Here is a 14571-nt window from a genome sequence, read left to right on the forward strand (position 1 = left end):
TCACCCGTAGGTCAGCGGCGTGTCAGCGGGTCCCGCTCGACGAGCGAGAGGCTCCCTGAGGGGGCCCGGGCCCCGCGGACCCTGATCTTCGATCTTCCAGACTTCGAGAAAGATTCACAGACTCATGGCGAACTACACCGCCGCCGACGTCAAGCAGCTCCGTGAGCTCACCGGCGCCGGCATGATGGACTGCAAGAAGGCGCTGGACGAGGCCGAGGGCAACGTCGAGAAGGCCGTCGAGGCGCTGCGCATCAAGGGCCAGAAGGGCGTCGCCAAGCGCGAGGGCCGCTCCGCCGAGAACGGCGCCGTGGTCTCGATCATCGCCGACGACAACTCCTCGGGTGTCCTCGTCGAGCTGAAGTGCGAGACGGACTTCGTCGCCAAGGGCGACAAGTTCCAGGCCGTCGCCAAGGCCATCGCCGAGCACGTCGCCAAGACCTCCCCGGCCGACCTCGAGGCCCTGCTCGCCTCCGAGATCGAGGCCGGCAAGACGGTCCAGGCGTTCGTGGACGAGGCCAACGCCAACCTGGGCGAGAAGATCGTCCTGGACCGCTTCGCGCAGTTCTCGGACGGCTTCGTCACCGCCTACATGCACCGCACGATGCCCGACCTGCCTCCGCAGATCGGTGTCCTCGTCGAGCTCGACAAGCCGAACGCCGAGGTCGCCAAGGGCGTCGCCCAGCACATCGCCGCCTTCGCGCCGAAGTACCTCTCCAAGGACGAGGTCCCGGCCGACGTCGTCGAGTCCGAGCGTCGCATCGCCGAGGAGACCACCCGCGCCGAGGGCAAGCCCGAGGCCGCGATCGCCAAGATCGTCGAGGGTCGTCTGAACGGCTTCTTCAAGGACGCCACCCTGCTCGGCCAGCCCTACGCGCTGGACAACAAGAAGTCGGTCCAGAAGGTTCTGGACGAGGCCGGTGTCACCCTGAAGCGCTTCACGCGCATCAAGGTCGGCATCTGAGTCCGAAGTCCGTACCGCGACGGACGCCCGGCCCGATAGGGTCGACAGCAGTCGTCCACGTCGCCCGCGGGTGCCAACCACGCACCCGCGCGTGACACACGACAGCAGATCTGACGAGGAGGCCATTGCCGCTGCATGGGATGCGAAACACGCCCCACCGGCAATGGCCTTCTTCGCATGTGCACCACGTAACAGAGGCGGGATCTCCATGACCACCAAGGCCCAGAAGAGCGACGACGGCAAAGTGACCGGCCGGTTTCTGCTGAAGCTGTCCGGAGAGGCATTCTCCGGCGGCGGGGGCCTGGGCGTCGACCCGGACGTGGTGCACGCCATCGCCCGCGAGATCGCGGCCGTCGTACGGGACGGTGCGCAGATCGCGGTCGTGATCGGCGGCGGCAACTTCTTCCGCGGCGCCGAACTCCAGCAGCGCGGCATGGACCGCGCCCGCTCGGACTACATGGGCATGCTCGGCACCGTGATGAACTGCCTCGCCCTCCAGGACTTCCTGGAGAAGGAGGGCATCGACAGCCGGGTCCAGACCGCCATCACCATGGGCCAGGTCGCCGAGCCGTACATCCCGCTGCGCGCCGTGCGCCACCTGGAGAAGGGCCGTGTGGTCATCTTCGGCGCCGGTATGGGCATGCCGTACTTCTCCACCGACACCACCGCCGCCCAGCGCGCCCTGGAGATCGACGCCGAGGCGCTGCTCATGGGCAAGAACGGCGTGGACGGGGTGTACGACTCCGACCCGAAGACCAACCCGGACGCCGTGAAGTTCGACTCCCTCGGCTACGGCGAGGTCATCACGCGCGACCTGAAGGTCGCCGACGCCACGGCGATCACGCTGTGCCGTGACAACAAGCTCCCGATCCTCGTCTTCGAGCTTCTCGCGGAGGGCAATATCGCCCGTGCCGTCAAGGGTGAGAAGATCGGCACACTTGTGGGTGACCACGGCAGCCGGGACTGACCGGCAACACCGACGGACCCTGACCGGGGGATGGACAATGTCCTGCCGGTCGGGAACCGTGCAGGAAGAAGACGCGACGCAGCCGGCCGCCGGCCCCGACAAGGAACCGCAGCCGGTTCCACTCAAGACACGCAGGAGCAAGTGGTGATCGAAGAGACCCTCCTCGAGGCCGAGGAGAAGATGGAGAAGGCCGTCGTGGTCGCCAAGGAGGACTTCGCCGCGATCCGCACCGGCCGTGCGCACCCGGCGATGTTCAACAAGATCGTGGCCGACTACTACGGTGCGCCGACGCCGATCAACCAGCTGGCTTCGTTCTCCGTGCCGGAGCCGCGGATGGCGGTCGTGACCCCGTTCGACAAGAGCGCGCTGCGCAACATCGAGCAGGCGATCCGGGACTCCGACCTGGGCGTCAACCCGAGCAACGACGGCAACATCATCCGGGTGGTGTTCCCCGAGCTCACCGAGGAGCGCCGCCGCGAGTACATCAAGGTCGCCAAGGGCAAGGGCGAGGACGCCAAGGTGTCCATCCGCTCCGTGCGCCGCAAGGCCAAGGACGCCATCGACAAGCTGATCAAGGATGGCGAGGTCGGCGAGGACGAGGGCCGCCGTGCGGAGAAGGAGCTCGACGACACCACCGCGAAGTACGTCGCGCAGGTGGACGAGCTCCTCAAGCACAAGGAGTCGGAGCTGCTCGAGGTCTGATGAACGACTCTTCCTGGGGAGCGCCGCCGCAAGCCGGGTACTGGGGGCCGACGGACCGGTCACCCGCCCAGGGACCCGTCCCGGGGGCCGCCCCGGCGGACCCCGCGTACGGTGCGCAGGGCGCCCAGCAGACTCGCCCCATGCCCATCGTGCCCGAAGTGCCCGCACACGGCGGAAACCAGGAGGACGACCGGGGGGCCGCACGGACGGGCGGCCCCTTGTTCCGCGACGAGACGCCGCGGCCACAGCCGCAGCAGTACGGCACGCCGCAGCACGCACAGCCGTACCCACAGTCCTACGACGCGCAGCCGCACCCGCGGCAGCCTCATGACCCGCAGCCGGGGACCTACGACCCGCAGCCGTACCAGGCGGCCCCGCCCCGGCCCCACGACACGCCGCAGACGCCGCCCGCCCCCGGGACGGCACAGCAGAATCCGGAGCCCATGCCCGACGCCCCGCAGCCGGCGCCCGCCCCGCAGAAGAAGAGCGCGGGCCGTGACCTGGGCGCTGCCATAGGAGTCGGCCTCGGGCTCGGCGTGGTGATCATCGCCTCGCTGTTCATCGTCAAGGCCGTGTTCGTGGGCGTGATCGCGGTCGCGGTCGTGGTCGGCCTGTGGGAGCTCACCAAGCGGCTGGAGGAGCGCAAGGGCATCAGGGCTCCGCTGGTGCCGCTGGCGGTCGGGGGTGCCGCGATGGTGGTCGCCGGATACGTCCGCGACGCCGAGGGCGCCTGGGTGGCGATGGCACTGACCGCGCTGGCGGTCCTGGTCTGGCGGATGACACAGCCGCCGGAGGGCTACCTCAGGGACGTCACCGCGGGTGTCTTCGCGGCGTTCTACGTGCCGTTCCTGGCCACGTTCGTGGCGATGATGCTCACCGCGGACGACGGCCCGTTCCGCGTGCTGACCTTCCTGATCCTCACGGTGGTCAGCGACACGGGCGCGTACGCCGTCGGCTGGCGCTTCGGCAAGCACAAACTCGCACCGCGCATCAGCCCCGGCAAGACCCGTGAGGGCCTGTTCGGCGCGGTCGCCTTCGCGATGGTGGCGGGGGCGCTGTGCACGCAGTTCCTGATCGACGGCGGCGCCTGGTGGCAGGGCCTCGTCCTCGGCCTCGCCGTCGCCGCCAGCGCCACCCTCGGCGACCTCGGCGAGTCCATGATCAAACGCGATCTGGGCATCAAGGACATGGGCACCCTGCTCCCGGGCCACGGCGGCATCATGGACCGCTTGGACTCCCTCCTGCCGACGGCCCCGGTGGTGTGGCTGCTGCTGGTGATCTTCGTCGGCTCCGCCTGAACCGCCTTCACCGAGGCCCCTTCCCGCGCGCGGGAAGGGGCCTCGGCTTGTGCGGGTGGGCCCGGATCGCCACGGAGACTCGTCGCCCGGCGTTCGGAGGTCACGCGGCCCGGCCGCAAGCGCCCTGGAGGCAGGCGGACGAGACCATGCCCGCGTACCTGCGCCTGCGCGAACGCCCGCGGCGCCGCGGCCCTCCCGGAGTGCGGGACGGACGCGGCGCCGCAGGCAGCGGGTGTCGCGGCGCGGTTCGGAACGACCGCGTCAGACGATCATGCTGTACATGTTCCAGCCGGGACCGATCCTGGTCCGCGACGCGAACGGGGCCGTGGCGGTGCCGGTGCCGCGGTAGAACCACAGCACGCCGTCCTTGTCACGGGCGATCAGATCGGGCAGGCCGTCGCGGTTGAGGTCGCTCGGGCCGCGCAGCACGTCGTAGACGTTCCAGCCGGGGCCGATCCTGGTGCGCGCCGCGTACGGCGCGGTGGCGTTGCCGGTGCCCTTGTAGAGCCAGAGCACGCCGCTGGTGTCGCGGGCGACCAGGTCCGCCCTGCCGTCCTTGGTGAGGTCGCCGGTGTCGGCCAGAGCGTTGTACATGTTCCAGCCGGGGCCGATCCTGGTGCGGGTCGCGAAGGGCGCGGCGGTGTTGCCGGTGCCCTTGTAGAGCCAGAGCACGCCGCTGGTGTCGCGGGCGACCAGGTCCGCCCTGCCGTCCCCGGTGAGGTCCCGGGCCCCGGTGATGACCGTGTAGATGTTCCAGCCGGGACCGATCCTGGTGCGCGAGAGGAAGGGGGCGGACGGCTTGCCACTGCCCTTGTAGTACCAGAGCACGCCGGTCCTGTCCCGGGCCACCATGTCACCGGTGCCGTCCGCGCGCAGCGCCGTCAGCGACGTCACCGTGTCGTAGGTGTTCCAGCCGGGACCGACCCGGTAGCGGGTCAGGAACGGCGCGGTGGCGCTGCCGCTGCCCTGGTACTGCCACAGCGTGCCCGACGAGTCCCGGCCGAGGATGTTGTAGCGGTCGGTGCCCGGGTCGGGCGCGGCGCTGTTGACCACGTCGACGTCGGACGTGCGCACCCACGCGATCCGGTGGTTGTAGCGGATCGGGTAGAAGGTGTCGCTCCCCACGACCACCGTGCGGGAACCCGTTCCGGAGCCATCGAAGGTGCCGCTGTTGTAGTACGAGCCGGTCACGGAGGACCCGGCGAGCGTGTACTTCTGTCCGGCGAGGAAGCCGTACTTGGTCAGCGACGCGGTGTTCGAGGCCTGGACCGGCACCCCGGTGCCCGCGTAGGCGGCGTCCTCGGGGTAGGTGCGGCCGTACACCGGGACCGAGCTGAGGCCCGCCTTGGGCGTGATCACGCTCCGGGTGCCGACGGCGGCGGCGAACTGGCCGCCCGGGTTGTAGAACCAGGCCTTCTGACCGCCGTACCAGATGGCGGTCCAGTCCCCGCTCGTCCCGGCGACGACGTACTCCCCGCCGGCGACGACCTTGTCGCCCCAGTTCCAGCCCTCGGTCGCACTCGCACTGCCCAGGTACGGGTCGGTAAGGGGAGCGGAGCCGGTGGACGGCGACGTGTACAGGTAGGTGAAGTTGGCCGGCTGGGGGGTGACCGCCGCGCCGTTGTCGGTGAGCTTGGGCTGGTTGGCCGTGGTGAACGGCGGTACCACACGGATCAGCTGTCCGGCCGTGTAGACGCCGCCGGACCCGCCGGCCCCGGTCGGAGCGCCCAGCAGCTGCATGTAGTGGTTCCAGTCCCAGAAGGGCCCCGGGTCCCAGTGCTGGGACCGGACGTTGGCATCCAGGACGCCCGGCACCTCGTCGTGGCCGATGATGTGCTCACGGTCCAGCGGGATGTCGTACTTGGTCGCCAGGTACTTCACCAGCGCGGCGGAGGACTCGTACTCCGGTTCGGTGTACCAGCTGCCGTCCTTGATCGCGTAGCCCTCGTGCTCGATGCCGATCGAGTGCATGTTCATGCTCTTGTTGCCGGCATGCCACGCCTCGTCCTTGTTCTCGACCATCTGGGTGACCAGGCCGTCGGAGGCGCGGATCAGGTAGTGGGCACTGGCGTAGGTGTTGGAGTTCTGGAAGGACGCCAGCGAACCGTCGTAGGTGCCCTCGGTGTCGTGCAGCAGGATGTACCGGATCTCGTGGCCGGTCGTGGGGCGGCTCGCGACGCCGTAGTTGCCCCAGTCGGTGTTGTCGGTGGCGCTGTTCTGCTTGTACGCGGCGGGGCGGAAGTCGCAGTTCAGTCCGGACGGGCAGTCGGGGGCCGGGGCGGCGGCCGCGGTGGCCGCGGCCAGGTCGAGGTCCGAGGACATCTTCGGCCGCACCGACGGGTCGGCCGGCAGGCTGACGTTCTGGCCGTCCGTGGTGACCCGCTGCTCACCGGTCTTGATCGACTCGTACACGCGCTTGGCGAAGAGCTCCGCGCCCTTGTGGTCCGGGGCCTGGCCGGCGCGGGCGACGGCCGGGTACCAGGCGCCCGGGTCGGCCGACAGCGAGCCGGTGGCGTCCTTCTGGTACCGGGCGAGGAGTGCGGCGCCCGCCCGGATGCTCTGCCCCGTGTCGCTCTGCACCTTCTCCGGCGAGACGTCGATGAGGCCGGCCGCCCTGTCCAGGGTGTGCAGCCGCGGGTCACTGGTGTCGACCGGCTTCTCGTGCAGGCTCTTGAGCGCCCGCTGGGCGTTGAAGTGCTTCTCGATGGCCGGGTCGCCGCTGAGGTTCATGTGGTCGAGCAGGCGCTCGCGCTCGTCGGCGTCGCCGCCGTGGCCGTTCCCGAGGTCCTCGGAGTCGACGTCCGTGAGGCCCATGACGTTGTAGGCGCCGGTGGTGCTGGGCAGCCCGCCGTGGTCCTCCCAGAGCGTCTGCCGGTACGAGACCGCCATGAGCACGCTCTGCGGGACGTGGAATTCCGCGGCGGCGTGCTCGAACTCGCTCTGCAGTCGGGCTCCCGGGACAGCGGCCTGTGCGCCGTTCGAGCCGAGGAGGCCGGGCGCCGCCAGGGCCAGCGTTCCCGCGGTCGTGGCGACGGCCGCGACCGCGGCCGCACCGTAGACGAGCAGTCTTCTCTTCCTGCGGTCTCTGCGATGGCCGGCGTTCAAGTCCCCACCCCTTGTGGTCATGACGTTCAGGTCGGTGCGCAGCCCGGAGCGCGGGCTCACAGCCATGCCCTTCAGCGTTGAAGGAGTGCTTGGCGTCACCAGTGGGATCGGTGGGACGATCACCGAACCGGCTGGTGCGTGGCCGTCCGGGGGCGGCACCTTTCAGCGGAGTGGAAATGCGAAAAACAGGGCGGGAAGCCGCGGGGGACACCGGATGAACGCCCCCCGCAAATGCCTCAGTTCAGAGGTCAGGAGGGCGGCTGCGGTGATGCTGATCACAGTCCAGTCGCGAACGACGGTCGGGTGTGGGTCACTGCGCCGACTCCGGGTCGTCAGGTTCGCGCGGAGCGGGAAGCAGCACCCGATGATGAAGTACGGGGATTGATCTGGAACCGCACTCATCACGGCCGGCCCGCAATAGCCGGCGCAGGTCCCGCGCAACACTCCTGCGGAGCTCCTACGGGCACGGCGACGCGCTGGCTGATGCCCTCGGCTCGCTCCAGCTGCTCGGAGTGCCCGGGAGGCTCAGCAAGTTGCTTCGGGACGAAGAAGCCGGGAGTCAGAGGCCGTCGCGCTCGATCAGCGAGCCATCGGGGCCCAGTGTGTACAAGCGCGGCGGATCCATGGTTTCCACGGCTCTGCGCAACTCCGCCTCCTGCTCTGCTCGGTCAGGCTCGCGCGGGTCCCGCACGTGGAATCCGTGGAGTCGGATGTTGTCTGCGTCGACGTCGTCCGGCTCGGGAAATCCCTCCTGGATGAAGCCGCAGAGCGCTCGCAGTGCGTCTTCGCCCAGCTCCAGGGGGTGAAACGGCAGGGAGTACGGCTCTTCCTCCTCGCCGGGCCACGGGGCGATTTCAGCCGGGCGGTCACCGGCCCAATAGGGCAGTTCGAAGGGGAGCGGTTCGCCGATGTTCTCGATGATGCCGCTGTCCGGCGACAGGCTCAGGGAGCGGACCAGGCGCCCGTCCTCCCACACGGCGAACGCCAGCCAGTCGACGACACTGTGCATGGCGTGCAAGACGAGCCGTCGGCCGGCACTTGCCGCCACGAGGTGCTCCGGAAGCTGCGAAGGGGCGTCGATCATCACCCTCTGATCACCTATGACCTCTGCGCCCGGCCAGCTGGCTGCGTACACCGTTCCTTTCGGCGGGTACACGCCGTCGTAGAGATTCGAGCCCTCGCACTCCTCGATCTCCCCGCCCGGATACAGCCGCCGCACCATGGTGGCCGTCCGATCACGGTCTGCCGCCCCCACGCGTCGCAGCAAGCCCGGCACGTGGCCGTCGGCGTACACCAGCAGTCCTGTCCTGGCTCCCAAAGCCCCTCCCCGGAGCGTTGCCCTTGATGGCGGACGCACCATAGCCGGGCGCACTGACAACGAGGCGCCTCAGCCTGCCTGCCTGGCTGTGCCGTCTCTGGGCCGTCCGAGACCCCCCGGGGGCCGACCAGCGACTACCGCCAGCGACAGGTGCCCCGACCGGCAGCCCCAGGTCACCCGAGTGGATCTGCGACACTGGTACCACCATGCCCAAGCCCGGAGAACTCACTTTCGTCGCCCCGCGCGGAGCCAAGAAGCCGCCGCGGCACCTTGCCGATCTGTCGCCCGCCGAGCGCAAGGAGGCCGTGGCCGCGATCGGTGAGAAGCCGTTTCGTGCCAAGCAGCTCTCGCAGCACTACTTCGCGCGGTACGCGCACGACCCGGAGCAGTGGACCGACATCCCGGCCGGCTCCCGGGCAAAGCTGCGCGAGGAGCTGCTTCCCGAGCTGATGACGGTCGTACGGCATCTGTCGACCGACCAGGGGACCACCCGCAAGACGCTGTGGCGGCTGTTCGACGGCACGCTCGTGGAGTCGGTGCTGATGCGTTACCCGGACCGGGTGACCATGTGCATCAGCTCGCAGGCCGGGTGCGGGATGAACTGCCCGTTCTGTGCCACCGGGCAGGCCGGGCTCGACCGGAACCTGTCGACCGCCGAGATCGTGCATCAGATCGTGGACGGCATGCGGGCTCTGCGGGACGGCGAGGTGCCCGGTGGTCCGGCGCGGCTGTCCAACATCGTCTTCATGGGCATGGGCGAGCCGCTCGCCAACTACAACCGGGTGATCCGTGCCATCCGCGCGCTGACCGACCCCGAGCCGGACGGGCTGGGGCTCTCCCAGCGCGGGATCACCGTCTCCACGGTGGGCCTGGTCCCGGCGATCCACCGGTTCGCCGACGAGGGCCTCAAGTGCCGGCTCGCCATCTCCCTGCACGCCCCCGACGACGAGCTGCGCGACACCCTCGTCCCCGTGAACACGCGGTGGAAGGTGCGGGAGGTGCTGGACGCCGGCTTCGAGTACAGCGCGAAGTCCGGGCGCCGGCTGTCCATCGAGTACGCGCTGATCCGGGACATCAACGACCAGGCCTGGCGCGGCGACCGGCTCGGCCGCCTTCTCAAGGGCAAGCCGGTGCACGTCAATCTGATCCCGCTCAACCCGACCCCCGGCTCGAAGTGGACCGCTTCACGCCCCGAGGACGAGAAGGCGTTCGTCGAGGCGATCGCGGCGCACGGGGTGCCGGTGACCGTCCGGGACACCCGCGGGCAGGAGATCGACGGGGCCTGCGGTCAGCTGGCGGCCACCGAGAGGTAGCCGGACGGTGGCCGGTCGACGCCCGGGTGGTGGCCTGGTGACGCCCGGGCGGTAGTCTGTGGCCGTCCATATCTTCATATTCCGACAGGGGAGCGCCACAGCGCTGAGAGTGCGGCACCGGCCGCAGACCCTCTGAACCTCGCCCAGGTCATTCTGGGTAGGAAGTTCGGTCATCACTCGAGCTGTTGCGCCCTGCCCGGGCATCCTCGCGGGTCCCGGGCGGGGCCGCGTCTCTTCCTGGCCAACCCCCAGGAGGAAATCCAGTGCACAACAAGACGTTCGTCGCCGTGGCGGTCGGACTCGGCCTCGTCACGCTGTCCGCGTGCGGGTCGACCGACGGCAAGGGGACGGCCAAGGCCGCCGACTCCAAGACCGTGACCCTCGTGAGCCACGACTCGTGGGCCGCCTCCAAGAGCGTCGTCGCCGCCTTCGAGAAGACCTCCGGCTACACCGTCAAGGTCCTCAAGGACGGCGACGCCGGCCAGGCCGTCAACAAGGCAGTCCTCACCAAGGACCACCCGCAGGGCGATGTCTTCTTCGGCGTCGACAACACCCTGCTCTCCCGCGCCCTCGACAACGGTCTGTTCCAGCCGTACCAGCCCAAGGGCTCCGACCTGGTGCTGCCCGAGTACCGGGTCGACGAGGCCAAGCACCGGGTCACGCCGATCGACTCCGGCGACATCTGCGTCAACTACGACAAGAAGTACTTCGCCGACCACAAGCTGACCCCGCCGGCCTCCTTCGACGACCTCGTCAAGCCGCAGTACAAGAACCTGCTCGTCACCGAGAACGCCGCCACCTCCTCGCCCGGCCTCGGCTTCCTGCTCGGCAGCGCCGCCACGTACGGTGACGACGGCTGGCAGGGCTACTGGAAGAAGCTCAAGGCCAACGGCGTCAAGGTCGTCGACAGCTGGGAGCAGGCCTACAACCAGGAGTTCTCCGGATCCGCCGGCGGCAAGAAGGCCAAGGGCGACCGGCCGCTCGTCGTCTCCTACGCCTCCTCGCCGCCCGCCGAAGTCGTCTACGCCGACCCGAAGCCGAAGACCGCGCCGACCGGGGTGGCGTACGGCACCTGCTTCCGGCAGATCGAGTACGCGGGACTGCTCGACAACGCCCGCAACACCAAGGGCGGCAAGGCGTTCCTCGACTTCCTGCTCACCAAGCGGTTCCAGGAGGACATGCCGCTGAACATGTTCGTCTACCCGGTGACCAAGGGCGCCCAGGTGCCTTCGGAGTTCACCGAGTACGGCCCCCAGGCCGAGCACCCCGAGACCATGGCGCCCGACAAGATCGCCGCCAACCGTGACCAGTGGGTCAAGTCGTGGACCTCGCTCGTCCTGAAGTAGCCGACGGCACGGACCGTACGGGCAGCCGTAAGGGGAACGCGGCGCGGCTCGGCCTGATGGCCGTGCCCGTCGCGTTCTTCGCGGTGTTCTTCGCCTGTCCCGTCGCCGCGATCGTCCGGCGCGGTCTGAAGGACGACGGGTCCTGGCACGTCGGGCGGATCGTGGACGTGCTCGGACAGTCCGACATCCGGCACGTGCTGTGGTTCACCACCTGGCAGGCGCTCGCCTCCACCGCGCTCACCCTGCTGGTCGCGCTGCCCGGCGCGTATGTCCTCGCCCGCCTCGACTTCCCCGGCCGCCAGGTCCTGCGGGCCGTGGTCACCGTCCCGTTCGTGCTGCCCACCGTCGTCGTCGGCACCGCCTTCCTCGCCCTGGTCGGGCGCGGGGGGCTGCTCGACGAACTGTGGGGCCTGCGGCTGGACACCACGGTCTGGGCGATCCTGCTGGCCCACGTCTTCTTCAACTACGCGGTCGTCGTACGGACGGTGGGCGGGCTGTGGTCCCAGCTCGACCCGCGGCAGGAGGAGGCCGCCCGGATGCTGGGCGCCTCGCCGCTGACGGCCTGGCGCAAGGTCACCCTGCCCGCCCTGGCCCCGGCCCTCGCCGCCGCCGCGCTCATGGTCTTCCTGTTCACCTTCACCTCCTTCGGCGTGGTGCAGATCCTGGGCGGCCCCACCTTCTCCACCCTCGAGGTGGAGATCTACCGGCAGACCTCCGAGATCTTCGACCTGTCCACCGCGGCCGTGCTGACGATCGTCCAGTTCCTGGCGGTGGGCGCGATCCTCGCCGTGCACGCGTGGACCGTACGGCGCCGGGAGACCGCGCTGAAGCTGGTGGACGCCTCCCGCACCGCCCGCCGCCCGCGCGGCGCGGGTCAGTGGACACTGCTGGCCGCCGTCCTCGCCACCATCGCCCTGCTCCTGCTGCTGCCGCTCGCCGTGCTGGTGCAGCGCTCGCTCACCGCGCCCGGCTTCGGCTACTACCGGGCGCTGACCGACTCCGACGGCGGGACCTTCCTGGTCGCGCCGATCCACGCCATCGGCGCCTCCTTCTCCTACGCCGCCGCCGCGACCGCCGTCGCCGTGGTCGTGGGCGGCCTCGCCGCCGCCGCGCTCGCCCGCCGCGACTCCGGCCGGATCGTGCGCGGCTTCGACGCGCTGCTGATGCTGCCGCTCGGGGTGTCCGCCGTGACGGTCGGCTTCGGCTTCCTGATCGCGCTGGACGAGCCGCCGCTCGACCTCAGGCAGTCCTGGATCCTGGTCCCGCTCGCACAGGCCCTGGTCGGCGTGCCGTTCGTGGTGCGGATCATGCTGCCCGTGCTGCGCGCGGTGGACGTACGGCTGCGAGAGGCGGCGGCCGTGCTCGGGGCGTCGCCGTGGCGGGTGTGGCGGGAGGTCGACCTGCCGATGGTGCGGCGGGCGCTGCTGGTCGCCGCCGGGTTCGCCTTCGCCGTGTCACTGGGGGAGTTCGGGGCGACCGTGTTCATCGCCCGGCCCGACAACCCGACCCTGCCGGTCGCCGTGGCCCGGCTGCTGTCACGGCCCGGCGACCTCAACTACGGGCAGGCCATGGCCCTGTCGACGATTCTCATGGTGGTGTGCGCGGTGGCGCTGCTCGTCCTCGAACGGCTGCGCACCGACCGGAGCGGGGAGTTCTAGATGCTGCTGGGCCTTCAGGCCGCGACCGTGCGCTTCGGCGGGCGGGCCGCGCTCGACGCCGTCGATCTCACGGTCGCCGAACACGAGATCGTATGTGTGCTCGGACCCAGCGGCAGCGGCAAGTCGACGCTGCTGCGGGCGGTGGCCGGACTCCAGCCGCTGCACTCCGGGCGGGTACTGCTCGACGGACGGGACCAGACGGGGGTGCCGGCGCACCGGCGCGAGGTCGGCCTGATGTTCCAGGACCACCAGCTCTTCCCGCAGCGGGACGTGGCCGGGAACGTCGGCTTCGGACTGCGGATGCGCGGCGCGACCAGGGGCGAACGGGCGGCCAGGGTGGGGGAGTTGCTCGGTCTGGTCGGGCTGCCGGGGGCCGGCGCCCGAGCCGTGGCCGCGCTCTCCGGCGGTGAGCAGCAGCGGGTGGCCCTCGCCCGCGCTCTCGCGCCCCGGCCCCGGCTGCTGATGCTCGACGAACCCCTCGGCCAGCTCGACCGTTCGCTGCGCGAACGCCTCGTCGTCGAACTGCGGGAGCTGTTCGGGCGGTTGGGCACCACCGTGCTGGCCGTCACCCACGACCAGGGCGAGGCGTTCGCGCTCGCCGACCGGGTGGTGGTGATGCGGGAGGGCCGGATCGCCCAGTCCGGTACGCCCCTTGAGGTGTGGCAGCGGCCGGCGGATGCCTTCGTGGCCCGCTTCCTCGGCTTCGAGAACGTCGTCGAGGCGAGGGTCGAGGGGGAGGCGGCGGTCACCCCGTGGGGCAAGGTACCGGTGCCCGAGGACGCCCCGCAGGGCGCCCGCACCCTCGTCGTACGGCCCGCCGGTGTCCGTCTCGTCCCCACCGACGAGGGCCTGCGCTGCCGGGTCGCCGCCCGCACCTTCAAGGGCACCCACGTCGCCGTCCGCCTCCAGCCGCAGGACGCGCCACGCCTGGAGGCCGCCTGCCCGCTGCGGTCGGCCCCGGATGTCGGGGACGAGGTCGGGGTCGCCTTCGACGCGGCCGAGACGGTCGTACTCGGCTGATCACCGCGCCCCTGGAGAGAGGTCCGCGTCAGGATGAGACGGGAAAGGCCGTGGCCGGCCCCCTCGGACACGGGGACCGGCCACGGCCGACGGCTTGAACGGTGGCGTCAGCGCCCGCCGTTCGCTCCACGGCGGCGCAGGCCGAGGAAGACCGCGCCTCCGCCGACGACGACCAGGGCGGCCGCGATGCCGGCGATCAGACCGGTATTGGAGCTCGCACCGGTCTCGGCGAGGTTGGAGTCACCGACGGCGGGCGAGGGAGCGTTGCTCACGGTGCCCGCGGGAGCGGTGCTGCTCTGCGACTCGGACGGAGCCGGAGTCGCCGTGCCGGGCTTCGACGGCGTCGCCGACGACGCCGATGCCGACGGGGTCGGGGGGGCCGGCTTCGACGGGGTGGCCGGTGCGCTCGGCGTGGCCGGCGTACAGGCCGTGGACGGGGTGGTCAGGTTGGGGCTGATGTCCTCGTCGACCAGTTTGCCTCCGGCCTTGACGTGGATGCGGTAGACGGCGTCCGGCTGCCAGTCCTCGGCGAAGGTGACGGTGTTGCCCTCGGCGGAGCCCTTGACCTCCTGGGGGGTGCCGATCCTCTTCGCGTCGGCGCCGTTGTTCTCGAGGAACACGGAGACGACCGCCGGGGTGCCGGACGCGTCCTTGTCGGTGACGACGATGACGCCCTTGCCGCCGGCGCACGTGGCTTCGGCGGAGAACTCGCTGATGTTGCACGCGAGCGCGTTGCCTGCGGCGCCGAGCGCGAGCGCGGCGGCTGAGGCGGCGACGCCCAGGACGCGCACGGAACGTGCGGTACGGCGGGACAGTGATATGGACAAGATGGCCTTGGCCCTTCACGGATGCGCAATTGCGGGGGGTGAAGGGGGCGTTGGGG

Annotated in this window: 11 protein-coding genes and 1 riboswitch; of the genes, 8 read left to right on the forward strand and 3 right to left on the reverse strand. The window is 70.4% G+C overall.

Annotated features, from left to right (window positions below; translation table 11 throughout):
• The first annotated feature begins 124 nt into the window (after positions 1–124).
• From tsf to R2S09_RS12610, 4 genes are all read left to right on the forward strand, one after another.
• Entirely contained in the window at positions 125–961 is an 837-nt protein-coding gene (gene tsf / locus R2S09_RS12595) for a translation elongation factor Ts (protein ID WP_306190332.1), read from the forward strand.
• Between the two features lie 208 nt (positions 962–1169).
• The gene (gene pyrH / locus R2S09_RS12600) at positions 1170–1928 is read left to right on the forward strand and encodes a UMP kinase (protein ID WP_306190330.1); all 759 of its coding nucleotides are present in this window, start codon (positions 1170–1172) and stop codon (positions 1926–1928) included.
• A gap of 144 nt (positions 1929–2072) precedes the next feature.
• Positions 2073–2630 carry a ribosome recycling factor gene (gene frr / locus R2S09_RS12605; protein WP_030168208.1) on the forward strand — a complete coding sequence of 186 codons (558 nt, stop codon included), beginning with the start codon at positions 2073–2075 and terminating at the stop codon, positions 2628–2630.
• The gene (locus R2S09_RS12610; RefSeq protein WP_372337764.1) at positions 2630–3928 is read left to right on the forward strand and encodes a phosphatidate cytidylyltransferase; all 1299 of its coding nucleotides are present in this window, start codon (positions 2630–2632) and stop codon (positions 3926–3928) included. Before frr ends, R2S09_RS12610 begins: the two co-directional genes overlap by 1 nt.
• Before the next feature lie 261 nt (positions 3929–4189).
• On the opposite strand, the gene R2S09_RS12615 is transcribed toward R2S09_RS12610, so the two are convergent.
• A complete protein-coding gene (locus R2S09_RS12615; RefSeq protein ID WP_316741100.1) occupies positions 4190–7033 on the reverse strand; it encodes an N-acetylmuramoyl-L-alanine amidase in 2844 nt (947 codons plus the stop codon).
• Between the two features lie 559 nt (positions 7034–7592).
• Positions 7593–8327, reverse strand: coding sequence for a DUF6928 family protein (locus R2S09_RS12620; protein ID WP_306190328.1), 735 nt, complete (start codon positions 8325–8327; stop codon positions 7593–7595).
• Between the two features lie 230 nt (positions 8328–8557).
• Between R2S09_RS12620 and rlmN the strand changes: the two genes are divergently transcribed.
• The 4 genes from rlmN to R2S09_RS12640 all read left to right on the forward strand — a co-directional run bounded on the left by rlmN (position 8558) and on the right by R2S09_RS12640 (position 13688).
• A complete protein-coding gene (gene rlmN, locus R2S09_RS12625) occupies positions 8558–9664 on the forward strand; it encodes a 23S rRNA (adenine(2503)-C(2))-methyltransferase RlmN (RefSeq protein ID WP_316740980.1) in 1107 nt (368 codons plus the stop codon).
• 76 nt (positions 9665–9740) lie between these two features.
• Positions 9741–9846: riboswitch (TPP riboswitch) on the forward strand.
• A gap of 81 nt (positions 9847–9927) precedes the next feature.
• On the forward strand, positions 9928–11010 hold the full coding sequence (locus R2S09_RS12630; protein WP_316740981.1) for a thiamine ABC transporter substrate-binding protein: 1083 nt from the start codon (positions 9928–9930) through the stop codon (positions 11008–11010).
• A gap of 56 nt (positions 11011–11066) precedes the next feature.
• Positions 11067–12668, forward strand: coding sequence for an iron ABC transporter permease (locus R2S09_RS12635; protein ID WP_316740983.1), 1602 nt, complete (start codon positions 11067–11069; stop codon positions 12666–12668).
• Positions 12669–13688, forward strand: a complete 1020-nt coding sequence (locus R2S09_RS12640; protein ID WP_306190323.1) for an ABC transporter ATP-binding protein — start codon at positions 12669–12671, stop codon at positions 13686–13688.
• Between the two features lie 107 nt (positions 13689–13795).
• Here the strand turns inward: R2S09_RS12640 and R2S09_RS12645 are convergent, their stop codons facing one another.
• Positions 13796–14509, reverse strand: a complete 714-nt coding sequence (locus tag R2S09_RS12645) for an LAETG motif-containing sortase-dependent surface protein (protein ID WP_316741102.1) — start codon at positions 14507–14509, stop codon at positions 13796–13798.
• Positions 14510–14571 lie beyond the last annotated feature (62 nt).

Source organism: Streptomyces sp. MK7, from assembly GCF_032658145.1.
GTDB lineage: Bacteria > Actinomycetota > Actinomycetes > Streptomycetales > Streptomycetaceae > Streptomyces > Streptomyces spiralis.

Excerpts from the sequence above, each read along its gene's own strand:
- rlmN (WP_316740980.1), top strand. The coding sequence starts at position 8,558 with ATGCCCAAGCCCGGAGAACTCACTTTCGTCGCCCCGCGCGGAGCCAAG.
- R2S09_RS12640 (WP_306190323.1), top strand. The coding sequence starts at position 12,669 with ATGCTGCTGGGCCTTCAGGCCGCGACCGTGCGCTTCGGCGGGCGGGCC.
- R2S09_RS12635 (WP_316740983.1), top strand. The coding sequence starts at position 11,067 with ATGGCCGTGCCCGTCGCGTTCTTCGCGGTGTTCTTCGCCTGTCCCGTC.
- tsf (WP_306190332.1), top strand. The coding sequence starts at position 125 with ATGGCGAACTACACCGCCGCCGACGTCAAGCAGCTCCGTGAGCTCACC.
- R2S09_RS12610 (WP_372337764.1), top strand. The coding sequence starts at position 2,630 with ATGAACGACTCTTCCTGGGGAGCGCCGCCGCAAGCCGGGTACTGGGGG.
- pyrH (WP_306190330.1), top strand. The coding sequence starts at position 1,170 with ATGACCACCAAGGCCCAGAAGAGCGACGACGGCAAAGTGACCGGCCGG.